The 22,483-nt window shown below is 68.3% G+C and carries 23 protein-coding genes; 21 read left to right on the forward strand and 2 right to left on the reverse strand.

The window, feature by feature from the left end:
- Positions 1-119: 119 nt before the first annotated feature.
- The 5 genes from AC5RUH_RS10170 (at position 120) to AC5RUH_RS10190 (ending at position 5,192) form a co-directional block, all read left to right on the forward strand.
- A complete protein-coding gene (locus AC5RUH_RS10170) occupies positions 120-1,238 on the forward strand; it encodes a FecCD family ABC transporter permease (RefSeq protein ID WP_494128508.1) in 1,119 nt (372 codons plus the stop codon).
- Positions 1,235-2,482, forward strand: a complete 1,248-nt coding sequence (locus AC5RUH_RS10175; RefSeq protein WP_494128509.1) for a FecCD family ABC transporter permease — start codon at positions 1,235-1,237, stop codon at positions 2,480-2,482. The genes AC5RUH_RS10170 and AC5RUH_RS10175 overlap by 4 nt, the downstream gene beginning before the upstream one ends.
- On the forward strand, positions 2,483-3,349 hold the full coding sequence (locus AC5RUH_RS10180) for an ABC transporter ATP-binding protein (RefSeq protein ID WP_494025292.1): 867 nt from the start codon (positions 2,483-2,485) through the stop codon (positions 3,347-3,349).
- Between the two features lie 103 nt (positions 3,350-3,452).
- Complete coding sequence (locus AC5RUH_RS10185; RefSeq protein WP_494128510.1) at positions 3,453-4,499, forward strand: siderophore-interacting protein; 1,047 nt, start codon at positions 3,453-3,455, stop codon at positions 4,497-4,499.
- Between the two features lie 141 nt (positions 4,500-4,640).
- Complete coding sequence (locus tag AC5RUH_RS10190) at positions 4,641-5,192, forward strand: hypothetical protein (RefSeq protein WP_494022323.1); 552 nt, start codon at positions 4,641-4,643, stop codon at positions 5,190-5,192.
- A gap of 76 nt (positions 5,193-5,268) precedes the next feature.
- On the opposite strand, the gene AC5RUH_RS10195 is transcribed toward AC5RUH_RS10190, so the two are convergent.
- Entirely contained in the window at positions 5,269-6,657 is a 1,389-nt protein-coding gene (locus AC5RUH_RS10195) for an aspartate aminotransferase family protein (protein ID WP_494001304.1), read from the reverse strand.
- Positions 6,658-6,731: 74 nt separating this feature from the next.
- Positions 6,732-7,226 carry an Lrp/AsnC family transcriptional regulator gene (locus AC5RUH_RS10200; protein ID WP_494000737.1) on the reverse strand — a complete coding sequence of 165 codons (495 nt, stop codon included), beginning with the start codon at positions 7,224-7,226 and terminating at the stop codon, positions 6,732-6,734.
- A 371-nt stretch (positions 7,227-7,597) separates the two neighbouring features.
- On the opposite strand from AC5RUH_RS10200, the gene AC5RUH_RS10205 reads away from it, so the two are divergent.
- From AC5RUH_RS10205 to AC5RUH_RS10280, 16 genes are all read left to right on the forward strand, one after another.
- Complete coding sequence (locus AC5RUH_RS10205; protein WP_494000736.1) at positions 7,598-8,821, forward strand: ABC transporter substrate-binding protein; 1,224 nt, start codon at positions 7,598-7,600, stop codon at positions 8,819-8,821.
- Positions 8,821-9,984, forward strand: coding sequence for an ABC transporter ATP-binding protein (locus AC5RUH_RS10210; protein WP_494128511.1), 1,164 nt, complete (start codon positions 8,821-8,823; stop codon positions 9,982-9,984). The genes AC5RUH_RS10205 and AC5RUH_RS10210 overlap by 1 nt, the downstream gene beginning before the upstream one ends.
- Positions 9,984-10,919 (forward strand): ABC transporter permease, encoded by a 936-nt coding sequence (locus tag AC5RUH_RS10215; RefSeq protein WP_494000734.1) that lies wholly within the window; start codon positions 9,984-9,986, stop codon positions 10,917-10,919. Before AC5RUH_RS10210 ends, AC5RUH_RS10215 begins: the two co-directional genes overlap by 1 nt.
- A gap of 11 nt (positions 10,920-10,930) precedes the next feature.
- Positions 10,931-11,728, forward strand: a complete 798-nt coding sequence (locus tag AC5RUH_RS10220) for an ABC transporter permease (RefSeq protein WP_494128512.1) — start codon at positions 10,931-10,933, stop codon at positions 11,726-11,728.
- 30 nt (positions 11,729-11,758) lie between these two features.
- Positions 11,759-13,114 carry a transaminase gene (locus AC5RUH_RS10225; RefSeq protein ID WP_494000732.1) on the forward strand — a complete coding sequence of 452 codons (1,356 nt, stop codon included), beginning with the start codon at positions 11,759-11,761 and terminating at the stop codon, positions 13,112-13,114.
- A gap of 40 nt (positions 13,115-13,154) precedes the next feature.
- Positions 13,155-13,493 carry a YnfA family protein gene (locus AC5RUH_RS10230; protein WP_494000731.1) on the forward strand — a complete coding sequence of 113 codons (339 nt, stop codon included), beginning with the start codon at positions 13,155-13,157 and terminating at the stop codon, positions 13,491-13,493.
- Between the two features lie 48 nt (positions 13,494-13,541).
- Positions 13,542-14,321: an SGNH/GDSL hydrolase family protein gene (locus tag AC5RUH_RS10235; RefSeq protein WP_494000730.1), complete on the forward strand. Its 780-nt coding sequence runs from the start codon at positions 13,542-13,544 to the stop codon at positions 14,319-14,321.
- Between the two features lie 79 nt (positions 14,322-14,400).
- Positions 14,401-14,892, forward strand: coding sequence for a MarR family winged helix-turn-helix transcriptional regulator (locus tag AC5RUH_RS10240; RefSeq protein ID WP_494012910.1), 492 nt, complete (start codon positions 14,401-14,403; stop codon positions 14,890-14,892).
- 412 nt (positions 14,893-15,304) lie between these two features.
- On the forward strand, positions 15,305-15,541 hold the full coding sequence (gene rpmB, locus AC5RUH_RS10245; protein WP_136785732.1) for a 50S ribosomal protein L28: 237 nt from the start codon (positions 15,305-15,307) through the stop codon (positions 15,539-15,541).
- Positions 15,541-15,708 (forward strand): 50S ribosomal protein L33, encoded by a 168-nt coding sequence (gene rpmG / locus AC5RUH_RS10250; RefSeq protein WP_127512989.1) that lies wholly within the window; start codon positions 15,541-15,543, stop codon positions 15,706-15,708. Before rpmB ends, rpmG begins: the two co-directional genes overlap by 1 nt.
- A 2-nt stretch (positions 15,709-15,710) precedes the next feature.
- Positions 15,711-16,016, forward strand: a complete 306-nt coding sequence (gene rpsN / locus AC5RUH_RS10255) for a 30S ribosomal protein S14 (RefSeq protein ID WP_127512988.1) — start codon at positions 15,711-15,713, stop codon at positions 16,014-16,016.
- A gap of 417 nt (positions 16,017-16,433) precedes the next feature.
- A complete protein-coding gene (locus AC5RUH_RS10260; protein WP_136785733.1) occupies positions 16,434-16,718 on the forward strand; it encodes an HU family DNA-binding protein in 285 nt (94 codons plus the stop codon).
- A 145-nt stretch (positions 16,719-16,863) separates the two neighbouring features.
- Complete coding sequence (locus AC5RUH_RS10265) at positions 16,864-17,475, forward strand: hypothetical protein (protein ID WP_494000728.1); 612 nt, start codon at positions 16,864-16,866, stop codon at positions 17,473-17,475.
- A 49-nt stretch (positions 17,476-17,524) separates the two neighbouring features.
- The gene (locus AC5RUH_RS10270; RefSeq protein ID WP_494128513.1) at positions 17,525-18,181 is read left to right on the forward strand and encodes a copper resistance CopC family protein; all 657 of its coding nucleotides are present in this window, start codon (positions 17,525-17,527) and stop codon (positions 18,179-18,181) included.
- Positions 18,174-20,375, forward strand: a complete 2,202-nt coding sequence (locus AC5RUH_RS10275) for a bifunctional copper resistance protein CopD/cytochrome c oxidase assembly protein (RefSeq protein ID WP_494012908.1) — start codon at positions 18,174-18,176, stop codon at positions 20,373-20,375. The genes AC5RUH_RS10270 and AC5RUH_RS10275 overlap by 8 nt, the downstream gene beginning before the upstream one ends.
- Complete coding sequence (locus tag AC5RUH_RS10280) at positions 20,372-22,411, forward strand: NHL domain-containing thioredoxin family protein (RefSeq protein ID WP_494128514.1); 2,040 nt, start codon at positions 20,372-20,374, stop codon at positions 22,409-22,411. The genes AC5RUH_RS10275 and AC5RUH_RS10280 overlap by 4 nt, the downstream gene beginning before the upstream one ends.
- The last annotated feature ends 72 nt before the right edge of the window (positions 22,412-22,483 follow it).

Consider the following 22,483-nt stretch of genomic DNA (forward strand, 5'->3'; position numbering starts at 1 on the left):
CGGGCGCGCGGCCTGCGTGCGGGACCGGCAGCAATTAGGGCAGGAAAGCGGTTCTTAATCGCGGAGAACATAGGTTAGCCTTACTTGAGTCGCTTTTTCCGGCCCGAGGGGGTACGCGCATGCCAGCTGATCCGGCGGCGACGGCACCTTCCCGTCCGGCGCCCGGGCCTCGGCTGGGCCGCGCTTCGGGCGGCGCCAACGGGACCGGCAGGCCGTCCTCCACCGCTCCCGGTGCGGCACGGCTGCCGCGCAGGGTGCTGGTGGGTATCCCGGCCGCCCTGGTGGTGCTGGCGCTGATCTGCTGTGCCTCGCTGGCCCTCGGGGCGCGCCCCATCGGCGTGGAGACGTTTATCCAGGCCTTCGTTGCCTTCGACCCCGCCAACGGAGACCACGCCGTGGTCCACTCGCGCATCCCGCGGACCGTCACCGGACTGCTGGTGGGAGCGGCCTTGGGCGTCGCCGGCGCCGCCATGCAGGGCGTGGCGCGCAACCCGCTGGGCGATCCCGGCATCCTGGGCGTAAACGCCGGGGCCGCGCTCGCGGTCGTCGCGGGCATCTTCCTGTTCGGCGTGACGCAACTTTCCGGCTACGTCTGGTTCGCGTTCGCCGGTGCCGCGCTCGCTGCCGTGCTGGTCTACGGGGTGGCCAGCATGGGACGGGAAGGCGCCACCCCGATCAAGCTGGCGCTGGCCGGAGCCGCCCTGTCCGCGGGGCTGAGCTCGCTGATGTACTCGGTGCTGGTGACCAACCAGGACACGCTGGAGGGGTTCCGCTACTGGCAGGTGGGATCGGTGGCCGGCCGCGGCTGGGACCTGATCGGCCAGGTGGCCCCGTTCATCGCCGTCGGACTGGTGGTCACGCTGTTCACCGGGAGGATCCTGAACAACTTGTCGCTGGGCGACGACGTGGCCCGGGGCCTGGGCCAAAAGGTGGGCCTGTCCCGTGCCATCACGGCGCTCGGCGTCGTGATCCTGTGCGGCGCGGCGACCGCCATCGCCGGCCCGATCGCCTTCGTGGGCCTGATCATCCCGCACATGGTCCGCGCCCTGACCGGACCCGACTACCGCTGGATCCTGCCCTATTCCATGGTGCTGGCACCCGTGCTGCTGGTCGGCGCCGACGTGGCCGGCCGCTTCCTTGCGCCGCCCGGCGAGATCGAAGCCGGCATCACCACCGCAGTGATCGGCGCGCCCGTGTTCATCTGGCTGGTCCGGCGGCGGAAAGCGGCCGGGCTGTGAGCAAGGTGGACACCCCGCGCGGGAAGCGCCCGGAATCGGCGCAGCAGGCGCCCGAGGCCGCCACGCCCCAGGCCGCCACGCCCGAGGCCGCCATGTCCCAGGCTTCGGACCGGCCAGTGCAGGGTTTATCGTCGAGGGCAGGGTATATGGACGGTGCACTCGAAGATTTACCCCGCACCCGCGGAGGCGGCGGCCAGCGAGCCGCGGCTTCCGTCAGGGCCGGACGACGCAGCCGGCGGCGCGCGGCGCTCATCGCCGCCCTGGCGGGCATCGTCGTCGTCCTGTTTTTTGTCAACGTCCTGCTGGGCAGCTACACCGTGACCATCCCGGACTTCTTCCGGCTGCTGGCCGGCGAACAGATCCCCGGGGCCAGCTTCATCGTTATGGAGCACAAGCTGCCGCGGGCCGTGATCGGCGTGCTGGTCGGGCTCGCGTTCGGCCTGGCCGGAAGCATCTTCCAGACCATGCTGCGGAACCCGCTGGCCAGCCCGGACATCATCGGCATCAGCTACGGGGCCAGCGCCTCCGCCGTGACCGCGATCGTCGTGTTCGGCGCGGCCGGCGCCGCGGTCTCCGTCGCCGCCATGGCCGGGGCGCTGGTGGTGGCGGGAGGAATCTACGCGATCTCGTACCGCTCCAGCACGGTGTCCGGGGCGGCCGGATCGCGGCTGATCCTGGTGGGCATCGGCTTCGCGGCGGTGATGCAGGCGCTGGTCAGCTACCTGCTGACCCGCACGGATATCCGCACCGCCCAGGGCGCGCTGGTCTGGCTCAACGGGTCGCTGAACTCCAGCAATTGGGACCGGGCCACGGTCCTGGTGGCCGGGCTGGCCGTTCTGTTCGTGGCCGTGGCACTGTTGGCGCGCAGCCTGCACGGCCTGGAAATGGGCGACGACGCCGCTGCCGCGCTGGGTGTCCGGGTGGCCCCGGCCCGGCTGGGCCTGATGGCGGTGGGGGTGCTGCTGGCCGCCGCGGCCACTGCGGCGGCAGGTCCGGTCGCGTTCATCGCGTTCCTGTCCGGGCCGATTGCCCGCCGGTTGCTGGGCGGCGCGGCATCGCTGCCGGCGGCCGCGCTGGTGGGCGCCCTGATCGTGCTGGCCGCCGACTTCGCCGCGGCCAACCTCATCCCGATGTATCTGACCGACGGCGCCTCGCTGCCGGTCGGGGTGGTGACCGGCGCGCTGGGCGCGCCGTTCCTGCTCTGGCTGCTGGTCACCACCAACCGCCGAGGCCAAGGAGGCTAAGTGCGCACGCTCGAATCCCGCAACCTGACGCTGGCATACGACCAGCGCACCGTGGTGCAGGACCTCACCGTCCGGCTGCCGGAAGGCAAGGTGACGATCATCGTCGGGGCGAACGCCTGCGGCAAGTCGACGCTGCTGCGCGGGCTGGCGCGGCTGCTCAAGCCGGGTGCCGGGTCCGTGCTGCTGGACGGCAAGGACATCCACCGGCAGTCCACCCGCGACGTGGCGAAGGTGCTGGGCCTGCTGCCGCAAAGCCCGGCGGCCCCCGACGGAATCACCGTCGCGGAACTGGTGGGCCGCGGCCGGTATCCGCACCAGGGCTGGTTCCGGCAGTGGACCCGGGAGGACGACGACGCCGTCAGCGCGGCCCTGGCGGCCACCGACACCCTGGAGCTCGGCGACCGGAACGTGGACGAACTCTCCGGCGGCCAGCGCCAGCGGGTGTGGATCGCGATGGCGCTGGCCCAGGAGACCGACGTGCTGCTGCTGGACGAGCCGACCACGTTCCTGGACGTGGCCCACCAGGTGGAGGTGCTGGACCTGATCACCGACCTGAACCGGCGCCGCGGCACCTCCGTGGCCATCGTGCTGCACGACCTGAACCTGGCCGCCCGCTACGCCGACCAGCTCGTGGCGATGAAGGATGGCCGGGTGGTGGCCGAGGGCGCCCCCGCGCAGGTGGTTACCGAGGAGCTGGTGCAGACGGTGTTCGGACTGGAATCGCGGGTGATCCCGGACCCGGTGTCCGGAACGCCGATGGTGGTTCCGGTCGGCCGCCACCACTGCGAGGCGCCCGCCCCGGCCGAAGACGACGCCGACCCGGTCCTGTCCACGCCGGACCTCAAGCACGAAGAACCCGCGGCGTGAGCGAGGCCGGCCGGCGCCGACAACCGCCTGGAGAGGGTCCCGGCGGCGCCGGAAGGAAAACCCGGCGCGCAGCCGAAGGAACGGACATGGAGAACGGAGCACGATGACCGCCGTAGCAACTGAAACATCCGCCGTAGTGCCGGTGCTGGCCTTCGGCGTAGCCGTCGCCCGGGTAGAGGACCTTTCGCCGAGCTACCGGCGGGTCACCTTTTCCGGGGAGTCGCTCCGCCGTTTCGGCGTGGACGGGCCGACGCTGGATCTGCGGATCAAGGTGATGATCCCGTCCACCGGCGCCGACGGGCGGCCGCTGCCGCTGCCGGCATTCGGCCGCCCCGTGCGCCCGGCCGGTCCCGACTCACTGGTCAAGCAGGAGACCATGGCCGGCACGGACACCGCCGTGGAACTGGGCGGCGGCTGGTACCAGCAGTGGCTGGCCATGGACCCGGCCCGCCGCGGCTCCATGCGCACCTACACCGTCCGCGCCTTCCGGCCGGCGGAAGGCGGGCGGGGGCCCGAACTGGACGTGGACTTCGTGCTGCATTTCGACGCCGACGGAAACGGCGGTCCGGCGTCGTGCTGGGCGGCCGCCGCCGTCCCCGGCGACGAGGTCACCATCATCGGCCCGAACGCCGCGGCGGCCAACTGCGCGACGGCGAAGAGCTACGGCGGCATTGAGTGGCGGCCCGGGCTGGCTTCGCACGTGCTGCTCGCCGGCGACGAAACCGCCGTTCCCGCCATCGCGTCCATCCTGGAGAGCCTCCCGAAGCACATGACGGGCCACGCCGTGCTCGAGGTCCCCGACCCGGCGGACTTCCAGGACATCCGGTCTGCGGCGGACGTGCAGATCTCCTGGCTGGCGCGGGGCGGCCGCCCGCACGGCGAACTGCTGGACGAAGCGGTGCGCGCCGCCGTCGTTGTGCCCGGAGCAGGCCTGACGCCGGCGACGGGGGAGGATCCCGAAGAAGTGGACATTGACCAGGTGATCCTGTGGGAAACCACCGCCGGTTCCACCCGGCCGTTCTACGCCTGGATTGCGGGGGAGGCGGCGGTCATCCGCGGGCTGCGCCGTTACCTGGTCCGGGACGTGGGAGTGGACCGCAAACAGGTGGCGTTCATGGGCTACTGGCGGGCCGGCAAAGCCGAACTGTAGGGCGCCGGCACCCGCCTGTCCCTCGTGGCGGCGGCATCGCCGGCCGGGGACACGGGCGTGGTGCACGGGCCCGCCGGGTCCGCTGAATCCGCGGCTAGAATTTTCGGGCGAAACCGGGCAGGCCGCTGCCATACTTGCTCCATGGGCGTTGAGGGACAGCGGGACCAGGACGGATTTTGGGCCATCGTGGCCGAAGGGGAGCAGCGCATTCGGGAGACTTTTCCGGAGTTGCCGTGTTTCGGCCTGCGCGGGTGGGACGGCGGCGTCATGGTCGGCGAATGGATTTTCGACGGCGGCCCGCACGGGCTGCTGCATGGCGACCCGGGGCTTGGTTCGCCGTATGCGCAGGTCCTGACCACGGCCCACGAGGTAAACCAGAGCATTCGAACCATGCGGCTGGGCGCCCGCGCCGTGGTGGAGGACAAGGACGCCTACCTGCGGCAGCTGGACGAGTTGGACCGCCAGGAACCGCGCATGGTGGGCATCGCCGTCGACGGTGAACGGGTGGAATTCGCGCTCTGGCAGGACGGCGGCAAGTGGTGGGCCGGTGCCGAGCGTGGGCGTTACGGCATCATCATCGAGGCGGCCGGGCTCGAGGCGCAGGCGGTGGCGCTGGAAAGCGTGGCCGACATCGAGCCTTGCCTGGCCGCGCGGCGTCAGTGGCTGCGGCAGGTCCGCGGCGAAGCCGAATGAGGGCGGTGGGTGGCCCCGCCACCCACCGCCCTCACCGTTTCCGGGAAAGAGCCCTCCCCGGGATTCCTGCTGCCGGTCAGAGGTGGTTCATGCCCTCCGTAAGGACGGAGCGCAGGATCTGCTCGATCTGGTCGAATTCGCGCTGTCCGATGGTCAGCGGCGGAGCGAGCTGGACTACGGGGTCTCCACGGTCGTCCGCCCGGCAGTACAAGCCGGCGTCGAACAGCGCGTTGGACAGATAGCCGCGCAGCAGGTGCTCCGACTCTTCGTCGTTGAACGTCTCCTTGGTGGCCTTGTCCTTGACAAGTTCGATCCCGTAGAAATAGCCCTCGCCGCGGACATCGCCGACGATCGGCAGGTCCAGCAGCTTTTCCAGCGTCTTGCGGAAGGCCGGGGCGTTCTCCTTGACGTGGTTGTTTAGGCCTTCGCGTTCGAAGATGTCCAGGTTGGCCATGGCAACGGCGGCCGAGACCGGGTGCCCGCCGAAGGTGTAGCCGTGGTAGAACGTCGTGTCGCCATGCTTGAACGGTTCGAACAGGCGGTCCGAGGCGATCATCGCGCCGATCGGCGAGTAGCCGCTGGTCATGCCCTTGGCGCAGGTGATCATGTCCGGCACGTAGTCGAAGTCGGTGGAGGCGAACATGGAACCGATCCGGCCGAACGCGCAGATGACCTCGTCGGAAACCAGCAGAACGTCGTACTCGTCGCAGATTTCCCTCACCCGCTCGAAGTACCCGGGCGGCGGCGGGAAACAGCCGCCGGAATTCTGCACGGGTTCCAGGAACACCGCGGCCACGGTGTCCGGGCCTTCGAACTCGATGGCTTCCCCGATCCGGTCCGCGGCCCAGCGGCCGAAGGCCTTCGGATCTTCCAGGCCCGCAGGGGCGCGGTACTGGTTCGTGTTGGGGACGCGGAACGCGCCGGGCACCAGCGGTTCGAAGGGTGCCTTCATGTCCGGGATGCCGGTGATCGAAAGCGCTCCCTGCGGGGTGCCGTGATAGGCGACGGCGCGGGAGATCACCTTGGTCTTGTTGGGCTTGCCCTTCAGCTTGAAGTACTGCTTGGCCAGCTTCCACGCAGATTCCACGGCTTCGCCACCGCCGGTTGTGAAGAAGACCCGGTTCAGGTCGCCCGGGGCGTGGTGGGCCAGGCGTTCGGCCAGCTCAATGGCCGCCGGGTGGGCATAGGACCACAGCGGCATGAAGGCCAGTTCCTTGGCCTGGCGGGCGGCCGCCTGCGCAAGTTCCTCGCGGCCGTGGCCCACCTGGACCACGAAGAGCCCGGCCAGGCCGTCGATGTATTCGCGGCCCTGGTCGTCGTAGATGAGGTGGCCCTCGCCGCGGGTAATCACCGGTACGTTGCCGCCGGCAACCAGCGGTGAGTGTCGGGCCATGTGCATCCACAGGTGGTCGCGGGCCGCCTGCTGGCGGTCCGTTCCCATCGGAGTGGTGTAGGTCCGGCGCATCGGGGCGTCGGTCGTGGTGCCGGCGGGTGTGCCTTGGCCCGGGATGCTGGTGCTTGGCGATGCTGATGTCTGTGTCATCGGGTTCCCCAGTTGTATTCCTGCTTGCGCAGGGAGAGATACATGAATGTTTCGGTGCTCAGGACACCGGGAATGCCGCGGATCCGGTTGACCAGCCGCAACAAATCCTGGTCGTTTTCGCAGATGATTTCGGCCAGAATGTCGAACGAGCCCGCGGTGACCAGGCAGTAGTGCACCTGGTCCAGTTCGGCGATCTTGTCCGACACTTCCAGCAGGTCGGCAGCGGTCTTGATGCCCAGCATGGCCTGCCGGGCAAAGCCCAGTTGCAGCGGATCGGTGACCGCGACGATCTGCACGACGCCGGAGTCGATCAGCTTCTGCACCCGCTGCCTGACGGCCGCTTCGGAGAGCCCGACCGCCTTGCCGATGGCGGCGTAGGAGCGCCGGCCGTCCTCCTGCAGTTGCTCGATGATGGCCTTGGAGACCTCGTCCACCGCAGGGCTGTGGCCGTTGCCGATGAGGCCGTGGCCGGCACTGGGCAGCAAGGTCAAGCGTATCCACCTCCTAAGCGAATACCCGCCACCGGCAGGGATTGCTGACTATTGAATCCGTTGTCTGATGAGAGCGCAAGTGCTGAATCCGAAAAGATTCGCGGCGGAGGCTATCGATATACGCAGAACTAGAGGCTACTATCTGTTTGTGAAGCAGCTCACTTCAGCTTTCACGTGCGGCCCTTCCGTCCGCCGGGTGCATACTTCGCGGGTGCGCCCTTAGGGAGGGGACAATCCACGTGCAGGCAGCGGGGCATGCTTCGGATTTCGTCGTGTAACCAAAAATTTACAACTGAAACTATTGTCGGGGTCTCCGCGGTCTGCAAGTATCGACGCACCAGCGAGGCCCGATCCGTCAACAGGAGCACCAGATGCCGAAACGACTACCTGAAGACCCACGCCTGCGACGCCTGATCGCTGCGCAAATGTCCCGCCGGAACGTCCTGATGGGCGCCGGCGGACTGACTTTGGCCGGCCTGCTCGCGGCGTGTGGAACGGGCGGCACGGGCGGCTCGTCGAACACCGGCTCGGCCGGTGCCCTGTCCCCGGCGGAAGACCTGTCGGACCAGGAAAAGGAAGTCAACTGGGCCAACTGGACCCTGTACCTGGACTACGACGACTCCAGCCAGACCTACCCGTCGCTGGAGGCCTTCACCAAGAAAACCGGGATCCAGGCCAACTATTCCGAGGATATCGACGGAAACGACACGTACTTCGGAAAGGTCCAGGGCCAGCTCGCCGCCGGGCAGGACATTGGACAGGACATCATCACGCTCACCGACTGGATGGCGGCACGACTGATCCGGCTCGGCTACACCCAGGAACTGGACCACGCGAACATCCCGAACGCGGCCAACCTGTTGGAGACCCTGAAGAACGTGGACTTCGACCCGGACCGGAAGAACTCCCTGACCTGGCAGTCCGGATACGCGGGCATTGCCTGGAACAAGGAAGCGGTCCCGGGCGGGCTGCGGACGGTATCCGATTTGTGGAAGCCCGAGCTCAAGGGACGCGTGGAAGTGCTCGACGAGATGCGCGACACCATGGGCCTGCTCATGCTGGACAACGGCGTGGACATTTCCGGTGACTGGGGCACGAGCGAATACGACGCCGCCCTGGAGGTCCTGCAAAAGCAGATCGCCGACGGCCAGATCCGTCAGGTCAAGGGCAACTCCTACAAGGAAGACCTGATCTCCGGCGACGCGCTGGCGGTGATCTGCTGGTCCGGTGACATCACGCAGCTGAACTTCGAGGAGGGCGACAAGTGGCAATTCGCGCTCCCCGAGGCCGGCGGAACCCTGTGGTCGGACAACCTGCTGGTGCCCATCGGCTCGCCGCACAAGAAGAACGCGGAAACGCTGATGGACTTCTACTACGATCCGGAAAACGCGGCGACCGTAGCGGCCTACGTGAACTACATCTGCCCGGTGCAGGGAGCCAAGGAAGCCATGGAGAAGATCGACCCGGAACTGGTCGACAACCCGCTGATCTTCCCGACGGACGAAGACCTGGCCAAGGTCAAGGTCTTCCGCAGCCTGGAGGCCGACGAGGAAACCGACTTCGGCAACCGTTTCCAGCAGGCGATCGGCAACTGATGACCCAGGCACCACTGAGGACAGAGCACGCCCACGCAGTCGGCGAAGACAGCGGCGCGGATCTGGTGCTGTCGTCCGTGACCAAGCGGTTCGGCGATTTCGTGGCCGTCGATGACCTGGACCTGACCATTCCGGCGGGCCAGTTCTTTGCCCTGCTCGGCCCCTCCGGCTGCGGCAAGACCACCACCCTGCGGATGGTAGCCGGGCTGGAACAGCCCACGTCCGGCAGCATCAGCATCGGCGGCAAGGACATCAGCAAGGCCAGCCCGCACCAGCGGCCGGTCAACACCGTGTTCCAGAACTACGCCCTGTTTCCGCACATGAGCGTGCTGGACAACGTGGCGTTCGGGCTGCGCCGGCGCAAGGTCCGCGACGCCCAGGAGCAGGCGAAGAAGGCACTGGCGCTAGTGGAGCTGTCGCACCTGGGCGCACGGCGGCCGGCCCAGCTCTCCGGCGGTCAGCAGCAGCGCGTGGCGCTGGCGCGGGCCATCGTCAACCAGCCGGCGGTGCTGTTGCTGGACGAACCGCTGGGCGCGCTGGACATGAAGCTGCGCCGGCAAATGCAGGTGGAACTGAAGAAGATCCAGACCGAGGTCGGACTGACCTTTGTCCACGTCACCCACGACCAGGAAGAAGCCATGACCATGGCGGACACCGTGGCCGTCATGAACGCCGGCAAGGTGGAGCAGATGGGTGCTCCCCGCGAGCTGTATGAACTGCCGCGCACCGTGTTCGTGGCCAACTTCCTGGGCAAATCCAACCTGGTCGCCGGGGAGATCATCGAGGACCGGGGCGACGCCGTCGTCGTCAATGCCAACGGCAACCGGCTGGCCGTGCTGAAGGAGCGCGCGACCGTGCACCGGGGCAAGGCGCTGATCGGGATCCGTCCGGAGAAGCTGAAGATGATGTGGCCGGACGATGGGCCGGCCGAAGCCGCCAACGTCCTGCGCGGCACCGTGCTCGACACCTCGTTCACCGGGGTCAGTACCGAGTACCTGGTAGAGGTTGCCGGGATCGGCACGGTGGGCGTCTTCAGCCAAAACCACGGCCAGCAGCTGGCCCAGCCGGGCGACGCCGTCGTGCTCAGCTGGGACACGGAACACGCCTTCGGCCTCGACGGCGACGAGGAACCGCAGTACGGGGCGCCCGAGGACGGTGTCTGATGAGTGCGCTGGCCACCGCAGACACGTCATCGGCGCCGGATCAGGGACGCGGCAGCGGCGAGCTTAAGGAGGAACGCCGCCGGGGGCGGATGGGCTATTGGCTGATCCTGCCCGGCTTCTTCTTCCTGCTGCTGTTCTTTGTGCTCCCGGTGTTCTCGCTGCTCGCGACCTCGCTCTACACGAAGCCGCCGGGGGCCGACATCGGCCAGTTCGTGCCGGCGCTGGAGTTCAACAACTACGTGCGGGTGCTGGGCAGCTACTGGCCGGAGTTGCTGCGTTCCTTCGGGTTCGCGCTGGTCGCCACCGCCGCGGCGCTGCTGATCGGCTATCCCATGGCCTACCTGATCGCGGTCAGGCTGCGCGGGCGCGGCCTGCTGCGAGGCATCCTGCTGGTGCTGATCATCGCGCCGTTCTTCACCAGCTTCATCCTGCGCACGCAGGCCTGGAAACAGATCCTCGCCGACGAGGGCCCGGTGGTCTCCGTGCTCAGGGCGTTCGCCTTGCTTCCGGAGGACGGGCGGCTCACGGCCACCGCCTTCGCCGTGGTCTGCGGCCTGACCTATAACTTCCTGCCCTTCATGACCCTGCCCATCTACGCGAACCTCGAGCGGCTGGACACCCGGCTGATCGAGGCCGGCAACGACCTCTACGCGAACGGTTTCACCACCTTCAGGACCGTCACGCTGCCGCTGTCGATGCCCGGGGTGATGGCCGGAACGCTGCTGACCTTCATTCCGGCTGCCGGGGACTACATCAACGCCTCCCTGCTGGGCAACAACCAGAACACGACCATGATCGGCCAGGTCGTCGACTCCCGGTTCTTCCGCATCGTCGACTATCCGGGCGCTTCGGCACTGTCCTTTGTGCTGATGCTGGCCATCCTCGCCCTGGTCTTCATCTACGTGCGCCGTTTCGGCACCAAAGAACTGCTGTAGGGGGCTCTGACGTGAAAAACTCCTTGGGCCGCTGGCTGGTCCCTGTGTTCGGCGGCCTGGCGTTCGTCTTCCTGCTGGTCCCCATCGCCTACGTCTTCGTGTTCTCCTTCAACGACGCCGGGCGCACCAACCTCACCTGGCGCGCCTTCACGTGGGACAACTGGACCAACCCGTGCGGCGCCCCGGCAGTCTGCCAGGCGCTGGGCAACAGCCTCCAAATAGGCGCGGTTGCCACGGTGATCGCCGTCCTCCTGGGCACGGCCATCGCCATCGGGCTGGTCCGCTACCGGTTCCGGTTCAATTCCACCGCCAACATGCTGATATTCCTTCCGCTGGCCACCCCGGAAGTAGTCCTCGGCGCCTCGTTGCTGGCGCAGTTTCTGAACGTGGGCGCGGAGCTGGGCAAGGGCACCATCATCATCGCCCACACCGTCTTCTGCATTTCCTTCGTCGTGGTCACCGTGAAGGCCCGGGTCGCCAGCCTCGACCCGAAGCTGGAGGAGGCGGCGGCCGACCTCTATGCCTCCCCGATGCAGGCGTTCTGGCGGGTCACCTTCCCGCTGCTGCTGCCGGGGATCGTGGCGGCGGCCCTGCTGAGCTTCGCGATCAGCTTTGACGACTTCATCATCACCAACTTCAACTCCGGCAACGTGGATACCTTCCCGAAGTTCATCTACGTGGCCGCCACCCGCGGCATCCCCGCCCAGGCGAACGTGATCGGCTCGGCGATGTTCATCATCGCGCTGCTGATCGTGATCGGCGGGCAGATCCTCGCACACCGCCGCGCCAAGATGCTGGCGGCACGCTGACCCGCCCGACCCGCTGACTAGGAGCCCTTCATGATCGACCGGAACCGGCTGGCGGTGCTGTTCGCGCGCGAACTGCAGGACTTCGAGGCCAAGCATCCCCAGTCCAAGGCACTGTACGACGGCGCGTCCCACCTCTTCGGGAAAGTCCCGATGACATGGATGAACAAGAGGGCGGGCAGCTTCCCCCTCTACCTCGCCCGGGCCCGCGGCTGCCGGGTGTGGGACGTGGACGGACTCGAATACGTGGACTTCGCGCTGGGCGACACCGGCGCGATGGCCGGCCACTCCCCGCAGCCCACCGTCGAGGCGATGATCCGGCGTGCCGCCGACGACGGGGGACTAGCCACCATGCTGCCCACCGCGGACGCCGAGTGGGTGGGGGCGGAGCTGGCCCGCCGGTTCGGCGTGGAGCGCTGGAGCTTCTCGCTCACCGCCACCGATGCCAACCGGTGGGCCATCCGGCTGGTCCGGGCCCTGACCGGCCGGAGCAAGATCCTGTTCAACCCGTACTGCTACCACGGGTCGGTGGACGAATCGCTGATCGTGGCCGGACCCGACGGCGAGGGCATGAACCGCCCGGGCAATGTCGGGGCACCGGTGGACGTTACGGAGACCAGCAGGGTCGCCGAGTTCAACGATCTTGCCGCCCTGGAGCGCCAGCTGGCCTACGGAGACGTGGCAGCTGTGCTGATGGAACCGGCACTGACCAACATCGGCATCGTGCTGCCGGAGCCGGGCTACCTGGACGGCGTGCGGGAACTGACCCGCCGGCACGGCACGCTGCTGATTATCGACGAGACGCACACCTTCTCCGCCGGCCCCGGCGGGGCGACCGCGGCGTGGGGGCTCGAGCCGGACGTGGTGGTGATCGGCAAATCCATCGGCGGCGGCATCCCCTGCGGCGCCTACGGGCTCAGCGCGGAACTGGCCGAACGGGCACTGGGCCGGGCCGATTTGGACCTGGTGGACATGGGCGGCGTGGGCGGCACCCTGGCCGGAAACCCGCTGTCCGTCGCGGCCATGCGGGCCACGCTCGAACACGTGCTGACGGACCAGGCCTTCGCCGCGATGACCGCGCGTGCCACGGAGTTCGCCACCGGCGTGCAGCGGGTGATCGATACGTATTCGCTGCCGTGGTCGGTGTCCCGGTTGGGTGCGCGGGCCGAATACCGCTTCGCCAACCCGGCGCCCCGCAACGGCACGGAGTCGGCGGCCAGCCACGACGGCGGGTTGGAGGACTTCCTGCACCTATACCTGGCCAACCGCGGCATCCTGCTCACCCCGTTCCACAACATGGCCCTGATGTGCCCGCAAACCACCAGCGCCGACGTCGAACGGCACCACGAGGTCTTCGAAGAAGCCGTCCGGGAACTGACCGGCGGCTGAGGCGGCGGGCGCCGAGCCGTCGGCTTGGGATACTGGATGGATGACGATCGCCAAATCCGCCATCCTGTTTGTCCTCGCCGCCGTCGCGGAGATCGGCGGCGCCTGGCTGGTCTGGCAGGCGGTGCGCGAAGGCCGGGACTGGTGGTTCGCCGGCTTGGGAGTGATGGCCCTGGGCCTGTACGGTTTCATCGCCGCCCAGCAGCCGGATGCGAACTTCGGCCGGGTGCTGGCCGCGTACGGCGGAGTGTTCATCGCCGGATCACTGGCCTGGGGCATGCTGCTGGACGGTTTCCAGCCGGACCGCTGGGATTTCATCGGCGCCGGCCTCGCGCTCGCCGGGGTCGCCGTCATCATGTACGCACCGCGCAGCGTCGCGTAGCGCCGCGCCGGGCCGCTGCCGGAACGGTTTCTTTGTTAATCTGGTCCGGTGACTTTCGCGCAGCGTTTTGTGGCCTTGGGGGATTCGTTCACCGAGGGGGTGGGAGACAAGGATCCCAGCCTGCCCAATGGTGTACGCGGCTGGGCCGACCGGGTAGCCGAGCAGCTGATGCTCGCCGATGCCGGCTGGGGCTATGCCAACCTTGCCATCCGCGGCAAAAAGATCACCCAGGTACTGAACGACCAGATCGACGCCGCCGTAGCGCTCCAACCGACCCTGGTCACCCTCTATGCCGGCGGCAACGATCTCCTGCGCCCGCGGGTGGACATCGACGCGCTGATGGCAGGGTACGAAGCCGGCGTGGCCAAGCTGGCCGCCACCGGTGCCGACGTCGTGCTGTTCACCGGCTTTGACACGGTGGCCTCGGCGGTCTTCAGCAAGACCCGCGGCCGCACCGCCATCTACAACGAGTGGGTGCGCGAGATCGCCGACCTGCACGGGGCGAAAATCGTTGACTACTGGCGGATGCGCGAGTTCCGCGACTGGCGTTACTGGGACGACGACCGCCTGCACATGTCCACGGCCGGGCACACGCTGATGGCCAAGAAGGTGTTGGAAGTGCTGCAGGCCGAGGACATCATCGACCTGCCGGCGCTGCCGGACTTGGCGGCGCTGACCCGCCGGCGCGCGATGGCCGCCAATGTCCGGTGGGCCCGGGAGCACCTGGGCCCGTGGATGGGACGCCGGCTGCGCGGCACGTCCTCGGGGGACTCGCTCACCGCGAAGTACCCGCAACTCACGGGGCTCCACACCACCGGACGGGTCTAGTGCCGTACGGGCAGAAGCGGAAGTGCCGGCCCGCCGGCCCTAACAGTTGAAGCCTCAAGTTTTATGGCAGAATAGAGGCATGACTTCTGCACGCTGGCTCGACCCCGAAGAACGCCAGGCCTGGCTGGCCTTGCTGGCGGTGTCCACCCTGTTGCCGGGCAACCTCGACGCCCCGCTGTACCGGGAGGGCAAGCTGACGCTCTTCGACTACAACGTGCTGGCCATGTTGTCCGAGGCTCCGGACCGGTCGCTGCCCATGAGCGAGCTGGCCTCCCGCACCTATTCTTCGCTGTCCCGGCTCTCGCACGTGGTCAAGAAGCTTCAGGGCCGCGGCTGGGTGACCCGGGCGCAGTGCGCCGATGACGCTCGGGTGACCATGGCGTTGCTCACGGATGCGGGGATGGACGCGATCGTGGCCCTTGCGCCGGGGCACGTCGAAACCGTGCGGCAGGCGGTTTTCGACGGACTGGACCGCCGGGATGTGCAGGACCTGGAACGCATCGGCAAGAAAATCGTGCAGCAGTTGGAGCCCAACAGCTGGGTGCTGCGCGAACCGCGGCTGAACAGCTGAGCCTTGCTCCCGGAGCCGCGGTTCGCTGTCGCCGTCGGGGACCGGCCGTTGGTTTGATCCAAACCGCCGCTGCCCCTAAGATGGAAAGGCGTTAAGTCACGCAACTTGGCACCCCCTTGCCCAGGCGGGGGGATGGCAACGTTGTGTGGCGTCCGTGTTTACCTAGAATTGAGGGTCGCGGATAGGCCGCGCCTCCCCCGGGAGGCAAGCGGCTTATTGCACCTGACTTCACCGTCTTCCCCGCGGCGAGGCACTTCGGCTGGATCTCACCCCGCCAGGTTCACCTCCGGAAAGTCGCAGTAATAACGGTGTCACAACTGGTGGCGGGCGCTCTTACACGCAGATTCGCAGGCGCTTTACTTACGTTTCTGCGTCAAGTCCGTCAATATTTACTACAACTGGAGGAGAGATCATGGCAGCACACTGCCAGGTGACCGGAGCCGAGCCCGGCTTTGGCCACAGCATTTCGCACTCGCACCGCCGCAACAAGCGCCGGTTCGATCCGAACATTCAGAAGAAGCGCTACTGGGTTCCATCCCTGCGCCGCAACGTGACGCTGCAGGTTTCGGCCCGCGGCATCAAGACCATTGACGTCCGCGGCATCGACGCTGTCGTCGCCGAGCTCCTCGCGAAGGGTGTGAAGCTTTAATGGCCAAGGACAAGGACGTACGTCCCATCATCAAGCTGAAGTCCACCGCCGGCACCGGCTTCACCTACGTGACCCGGAAGAACCGTCGTAACGACCCGGACCGCATTGTCCTGAAGAAGTACGACCCGGTCATCCGCAAGCACGTCGAATTCCGAGAGGAGCGCTAAACATGGCCAAGAAGTCCAAGATTGCTCGCAACGAGCAGCGCAAGGTCGTTGTCGAGCGTTACGCCGCGAAGCGTGCCGAGCTGAAGAAGACCCTGGTCGACGCCAACGCGACCGACGAGGCCCGCGAAGAGGCCCGCCTGGGCCTGCAGAAGCTGCCCCGCAACGCGTCCCCGGTCCGCGTCCGCAACCGCGACCAGATCGATGGCCGCCCCCGCGGCACGCTCCAGAAGTTCGGAATCTCGCGCGTGCGTTTCCGTACCATGGCGCACAACGGCGAACTGCCGGGCATCAAGAAGTCCAGCTGGTAGAAATCCGGCCGGCTTCCCGGTGAAGCTGCATCAAGGCGGCGGTCCAGCAGGGCCGCCGCCTTTGCCATGCCCGGAGCGCTCCGGCAGGCAGCGGGGAGAACGAGGGCCGTGATCGACCGCTGGAACAGTCCATCGCCGTAGCTCCCACGCTGAAGCGGTGATCGTGTCGCGCCAGCCGTGCCACACGAAACCGGGGCAGCCGCGGCGCGCGGAAACGGCCCATCATATGCTCTCGGCGCAAAAAGCGGACCCCGCGGGGCTGAATCGGCCCGAAATCGGGGTATTTCGCTAAAAATTCCGCCAGATTCCGCGGATTTTGCCGGATCGGGGCGGCCAAGCTGGTAAGTTTTCGCTCAGTAGCTTTTCCGCAGCCTGCGGAGGCTCTGACCAAACCGAAGCAGTCCAGGAGGACAAAAATTGGCTATCAATCGCAGTGAACTTGTTGCAGCTGTTGCAGAGAAGGCCGGCACCAGCCAGACCGCAGTGAACGGTGTCCTGGACGCCGTGTTCGACATCTTCGCGACCTCCGTCGCCAAGGGCGAGAAGATCACCATCCCGGGCTGGCTCGCCGTCGAGCGCACCGACCGCGCGGCCCGCACCGGCCGCAACCCGCAGACCGGCGAATCCATCCAGATTCCGGCCGGCCACAGCGTGAAGCTGACCGCTGGTTCCAAGCTGAAGGCTGCTGTCGCCAAGAAGTAGTTTTCCCACCAGGCTTCCGCAGGACCGTCACCGGCAACCGGTGGCGGTCCTGCTCTTTAACGCCTTAACTTCTACCGGCGGTAAAATAGCCGGGCGGGGCGTGCGCCACAGGCACGCCCGGAAGTATCGGGACGGAGGACTCGGCATGGTCCAGCGGGAAGCGCGGCTGCTGCGCGGCTGGCTCGGCGCTGCCGTGGCCACCTCCGCCGCCGCGTTGTCGCATCTGGCCGGCGGGGGACATGCGCCCGCCCTGGCCGTCTGGTCCCTGTCCCTCGCCCTCTCCGGGCTGGTCTGCGTGGGCCTGGCCGGCAAGTCATTGTCCTGGCCGCGCCTGCTGGCCGCGGTGGGGGGCAGCCAGGCCATCTACCACCTGCTTTTCCGGGCGGGCCACGGCGCCCCGGCGGGGATGACCCCCGGCGCGGGAGCCCATGCCGGCCACGGCCCGGCGCTGCCTCCCGGCGACTGGGTGGCGGCCGCACCGGCCCCGCCGGCCGGGGCCGAGGATCCGGCGATGCTGGCAGCCCACCTTGCCGCTGCCGTTGCAACGGTCCTGCTGCTGCGCCGCGGCGAGCAAGCTGCAGCGGCCCTGGCCGGAACGGTGCTGTTGGCAATCCCGCGCCGGCTGTACGGCTGGCATCCGGTACCGCGGGCCAGGCTGGCCAGCCCCGGGGCACGGACTGTCCGTACCCTCGCCGCGCTTGGAGTGCCGCTGCTTTCGCTGCGGCACCGGGGGCCGCCCCTGCATCACGCTTTCTGACCGGCGCCATCCGCGCATCCCCCGACGAAAGAACGTGATGAACCCCCTGATGAACACCCCTGCACCCGTCCGCGTTGCCGCCTCTGGGTCTTCGGCAGCCAGGCAGCGCCGTGACGACGCCCGACGCCTCGCCCGGCAGGCGGCCCTGCGCCGACTGCTCGCGGCCGCCTTGGCCGCCATGCTGCTGTGGCTTTCGGCCGCGCTGACGCTGGCGCGCCCGGCCGCGGCCCACGACGAACTGATCGGATCCACCCCGGAAAACGGCGCCGTCCTCGACGTCCAGCCCGAGAGCATCGTGCTGGAATTCAGTGCGAATGTGATGGATATCGGCACCACCACCCAGGTCCTGGACAGCGCCGGCACCGACTGGGCCGCCGGAGCACCCGTGCTCGGCGGCCGTGAGGTCACCATTCCCCTGCAGGACGGGATGCCCGACGGCGACTACCAGCTGGGCTGGCGGGTCGTCTCCAGCGACGGCCATCCGATCGAAGGAACCACAAAATTCTCCCTTGCGGCCGGCGGCACCGCCTCGGCCCCGGCATCCGCATCCGCGGCCGGCGGCACCGCCGAGGCAGCCGGGGAAGAGGACGGTGCCGGCGGCGCCGGACTGTTCCTCGCGCTGGGCGCCGGCACGCTGGCTATCCTGGCCGGACTGGCCGCCTTCGTGATGAGCAAGCGGGGCGGAGGCGCTGGCGGTCGTGGCTGAGCGGCTGACCCCTGCGGCTGACCGGCGTCCTGCGGCGATCACCGCCGACGGGATCGGCAGGGGATGGCTCCTGGCCGGTGCGGTCGTCCTGGTCCTGGCGCTGGCGGCAGCCCTGCTGTACTCCGGGGCGGCCGCCACCCGCCAGCTCTCCGACCCCGGCGCCTTGACCCGATGGGCGCTGCCGGTGGCCAAGGCCGCCAACAACACGGCTTTGGCAGCCGTCATCGCAGCGCTGCTCTTCGCCGTCGGCATCCTTCCCCGGCAGTTGCGTCCCGGCCGCAGGCCGGGCAACGGCGACCAGGGCCCCGAGCATCCCGCCTTCACGGCCGCGCTGCGGCTGGCCGCGGTCGCCGCCGTAGTCTGGACGCTGGCGGCCATGGCCGTGCTGGTCTTCAGTTTCTCCGACGTCGCCGGGCTACCCGTGAGCGGGGACGCCAACTACACCGCCGGATTCATCGGCTTCATGACGGACATCGGAACCGGCCAGGCCTGGCTCGCCATCACCATAGTGGCCGCCGTCGTGGCCACGCTGATCTTCGGCCTCCGCTCCCTCCCGGGGCTGGCCACCACCTTGGCGCTGGCCACCATCGGCGGGCTGCTGCCGATGGCCCTGATCGGGCACTCGGCCGGCGGCGACGATCACTACGGGGCCGTCAACTCGATCGGGCTGCACCTGCTGGGTGCCTGCCTCTGGGTGGGCGGAATCATCGTCCTCGCGGTCATCTCCGGCACACTGGGCACCAGGGACATCACCGGGCAGGTGCTGCGCCGCTACTCATCGTTGGCACTGATCAGCTTCGGCCTGGTGTTCTTCTCCGGCATCATCAACGCGTCCATTCGGATCACCTCGCTGGACCAGCTCTCCACGCCCTACGGGGTGCTCGTGGTGATCAAAGCCCTCGCCACGCTGCTGCTGGGGGCCATCGGCTTCATGCACCGGCAGTGGATCATCCCCGAACTCGCAACGAAGTCCGGCAAGCGCGTCCTGTGGCAGCTCATCACCGTCGAACTCCTCATCATGGCGGCGGTCTTCGGCGTGGCGACGGCCCTGGCCCGCACGGCGCCGCCGACGCCCGAGGAACTGCCGCCGGACGCGTCCCCGGCGCGCATCCTGACCGGTTACGAACTGCCGCCGGAACTGGTCGGGAGCAGTTGGCTGACCGTCTGGCGGTGGGACTGGCTGTGGGTGACGTTCGCCCTGGTCACCGGCATCGCCTACCTGGTCGCGGCCGCCAGGCTGCGCCGGCGCGGCGACGGCTGGCCGGTGGCCCGGACCATCAGCTGGATCGTCGGCCTGCTGGCGCTCACCTATGTCACGTCGGGGGCGCCGGCAGTCTACGGGATGGTGCTGTTCAGCGCGCACATGCTGGACCACATGGCCCTGACCATGGTGGTTCCCCTGTTCCTCGTCTTGGGCTCGCCGGTCACGCTGGCGCTGAAGGCGCTGCCGCCGCGCCGCGACGGCAGCAAGGGCCTGCGCGAATGGATCCTCTGGCTGGTGCATTCGAAGTATTCCGCGGTCATCACCCATCCGCTCTTCGCGGCGGCGAACTTCGCCGGTTCGATCATCATCTTCTACTACTCGCCGCTGTTCGGCTTCGCCCTGCGCGAGCACGTGGGGCACGAGCTGATGAACCTGCACTTCCTGCTCACCGGATACCTGTTCATCCTCTCGATGATCGGCCAGGATCCGCTGCCGCGGCGCGCGCCCTACCCGTTGCGGCTGTTGCTGCTGTTCGCGACGATGGCCTTCCACGCATTCTTCGGCGTCGCCCTGACCAGCTCCACGGCCCTGATCCAGGCCTCCTGGTTCGGCAGCATGGGACGCGAGTGGGGACTGCCGGCCATGGACGACCAGCAGTTGGGCGGGGCCATCATGTGGGGCATCGGGGAAATACCCACCCTCTGCATCGCCGTCGGAGTGGCCATAGCCTGGTCGCGGTCCGACGCGCGGGAAACAAAGCGTAAAGATCGTTCGGCCGATAGGAATAACGACGCCGAACTGGCGGCTTATAACGATATGTTTGCCAAGATGGCCCGGCAGGATGCACGCCTGGTCCCGCCGGGGGCAGCACGGCCTGCCGCCGGGCCCGGCACGGACTCCGGCGACCATGAACTTCCGACAACCACCACCGGGCAGCCGCCCGTTCCGGAACCGGATGACGCCGGCCGGACACAAGGAGAAACCAGATGACTGAGGCAGCCGACACCATCCGCAGCAACTACCGGGTCCGTGCCTCGGACCTGGTGGGGCGCAACTGGCTGAACACCGGCGGCAAGCAGCTGGGGCTGGAAGACCTGCGGGGCAAGATTGTGCTGCTGGACTTTTGGACCTTCTGCTGCATTAACTGCCTCCACGTGCTGGACGAGCTGAGGCCGTTGGAGGAAAAGTACAAGGACGTGCTGGTCACCGTCGGGGTGCACTCCCCGAAGTTCGAGCACGAAGCCGACCCCGTGGCGCTGGCCGCGGCCGTGGAGCGGTACGAAATCCACCACCCGGTGCTCGACGATCCGGAGCTGGACACCTGGCAGGCCTACGCCGCCCGGGCGTGGCCGACGCTGGTGGTCGTGGACCCCGAGGGCTACATCGTGGCGCACCTGTCCGGAGAGGGCCACTCCGGCGGCCTGGCGTCGCTGGTGGAAGAGCTGGTGGCCGAACACGAAGCCAAGGGCACGCTGCACCGCGGCGACGGGCCGTACGTGCCCGCGGAAACCACCGCCGGCGACCTGCGCTTCCCGGGCAAGGCCATTCCGCTGCCGGACGGCGTCGGCTCCGCCGGCGGGTCCTTCCTGGTCAGCGACACCGGCCACCACCGGCTGGTGGAACTGGCCGCTGACCTGTCGACCGTGCTCAGGACCTACGGTTCGGGCGTGAAGGGCTGGCAGGACGGGCCGGCCGATGCCGCGCAGTTCAACGAGCCCCAGGGCGTGGCCCTGCTTCCGGAAGGAATCCGCGGGAAGGCGGGCTACGACGTCGTCGTTGCCGACTCCGTGAACCACCGCCTCCGCGGCCTGTCCCTGGCCACCGGCGAGGTGACCACGATCGCCGGCAGCGGCGTGCAGCGGCTGCTCGATGCCGGCTCCCAGCGCACCGCGCCGGGGCTCGCCGAAGCCGGTCCCGGATCCGTGGCGGACGAAGCGGCTTCCGGGGAAGCGCTGGGGGAGGAACTGGCGGAAGCCATCGCATCGGGCCGGGAGCAGCTTCCCGCCGATCCGCTCGCCGTCTCGCTCAGCTCGCCGTGGGACGTCCTGTGGTCGACCAGGTTGGAGGCGGTGGTGATCGCCATGGCCGGCGTGCACCAGATCTTCACCTTCGACCCGGCCTCCGGCGCCGTCGCCATCCTTGCCGGTACCGGGCTGGAAGGCCTGCAGGACGGCGAGGCCACCGCGGCCTGGTTCGCCCAGTCGTCGGGCCTGGCCGAGGACGCGGCAGGAGGCATTTGGGTCGCGGACTCGGAGACGTCGGCCCTGCGCAAGATTTCCTTCGTGGAGGTCAAGGGCGAGCAGCGGGCGCACGTCTCCACCGCCGTCGGCACCGGTCTCTTCGACTTCGGATTCCGCGACGGGGAGGCAGCCGAGGCGCGGCTGCAGCATCCGTTGGGCGTGGCCGTCCTGCCGGACGGTTCGGTGGCCGTGGCGGATACCTACAACGGGGCGGTACGCCGTTACGACCCGGTGAGCGGGACCGTCTCCACCCTGGCGCGCGGTCTGGCCGAGCCGTCCGACGTCATGCTGGACACCTCTGCCGTGGCCGGCGGAGGCGAGCCGCTGCTGCTGGTGGTGGAAGCGAACAAGCACCAGCTCGTCCGGCTTCCCGTCCCCAAGGAAGCCCTGAAGGTGGACGAGGGGGCCTCGCAGACGCAGCGGCCCAAGACCGAGGTCTCGGCCGGGCCGCTGGCGCTGACCGTCCGCTTCGCGGCCCCCACCGGCCAGAAGCTGGATGACCGCTGGGGAGACCCGACGCAGCTGAAGATCTCTTCTTCGCCGGAGAAGCTGCTGGTTTCCGGCGCCGGCACCTCCGTGGGGCTGGTGCGCGAACTGGTGCTGTCCGACGAGGTCGCGGAGGGCGTCCTGCACATCACCGCACGGGCGGCGGCCTGCGACGGCGAACCCGGCGGCGAGATCCCGGACCATGCCGCCTGCCACCTGTACCAGCAGGACTGGGGCATCCCCGTGGTGGTTGGCTCCGGAACCGGCGAGATGACCCTCGACCTGCGCGGGCTGAACTAGGCGGCCGCGCGGCAGGACTGACAACGCCGGAGGCGGACAGGACAGCCTGTCCGCCTCCGGCGTCTGGTTAGG

It is taken from the genome of Arthrobacter sp. Y3223166 (assembly GCF_059090935.1).

Excerpts from the sequence above, each read along its gene's own strand:
- AC5RUH_RS10170 (WP_494128508.1), top strand. The coding sequence starts at position 120 with ATGCCAGCTGATCCGGCGGCGACGGCACCTTCCCGTCCGGCGCCCGGG.
- AC5RUH_RS10185 (WP_494128510.1), top strand. The coding sequence starts at position 3,453 with ATGACCGCCGTAGCAACTGAAACATCCGCCGTAGTGCCGGTGCTGGCC.
- AC5RUH_RS10190 (WP_494022323.1), top strand. The coding sequence starts at position 4,641 with ATGGGCGTTGAGGGACAGCGGGACCAGGACGGATTTTGGGCCATCGTG.
- AC5RUH_RS10195 (WP_494001304.1), bottom strand. The coding sequence starts at position 6,657 with ATGCGCCGGACCTACACCACTCCGATGGGAACGGACCGCCAGCAGGCG.
- AC5RUH_RS10205 (WP_494000736.1), top strand. The coding sequence starts at position 7,598 with ATGCCGAAACGACTACCTGAAGACCCACGCCTGCGACGCCTGATCGCT.
- AC5RUH_RS10210 (WP_494128511.1), top strand. The coding sequence starts at position 8,821 with ATGACCCAGGCACCACTGAGGACAGAGCACGCCCACGCAGTCGGCGAA.
- AC5RUH_RS10215 (WP_494000734.1), top strand. The coding sequence starts at position 9,984 with ATGAGTGCGCTGGCCACCGCAGACACGTCATCGGCGCCGGATCAGGGA.
- AC5RUH_RS10225 (WP_494000732.1), top strand. The coding sequence starts at position 11,759 with ATGATCGACCGGAACCGGCTGGCGGTGCTGTTCGCGCGCGAACTGCAG.
- AC5RUH_RS10230 (WP_494000731.1), top strand. The coding sequence starts at position 13,155 with ATGACGATCGCCAAATCCGCCATCCTGTTTGTCCTCGCCGCCGTCGCG.
- AC5RUH_RS10240 (WP_494012910.1), top strand. The coding sequence starts at position 14,401 with ATGACTTCTGCACGCTGGCTCGACCCCGAAGAACGCCAGGCCTGGCTG.
- rpmB (WP_136785732.1), top strand. The coding sequence starts at position 15,305 with ATGGCAGCACACTGCCAGGTGACCGGAGCCGAGCCCGGCTTTGGCCAC.
- rpmG (WP_127512989.1), top strand. The coding sequence starts at position 15,541 with ATGGCCAAGGACAAGGACGTACGTCCCATCATCAAGCTGAAGTCCACC.
- rpsN (WP_127512988.1), top strand. The coding sequence starts at position 15,711 with ATGGCCAAGAAGTCCAAGATTGCTCGCAACGAGCAGCGCAAGGTCGTT.
- AC5RUH_RS10265 (WP_494000728.1), top strand. The coding sequence starts at position 16,864 with ATGGTCCAGCGGGAAGCGCGGCTGCTGCGCGGCTGGCTCGGCGCTGCC.
- AC5RUH_RS10270 (WP_494128513.1), top strand. The coding sequence starts at position 17,525 with ATGAACACCCCTGCACCCGTCCGCGTTGCCGCCTCTGGGTCTTCGGCA.
- AC5RUH_RS10280 (WP_494128514.1), top strand. The coding sequence starts at position 20,372 with ATGACTGAGGCAGCCGACACCATCCGCAGCAACTACCGGGTCCGTGCC.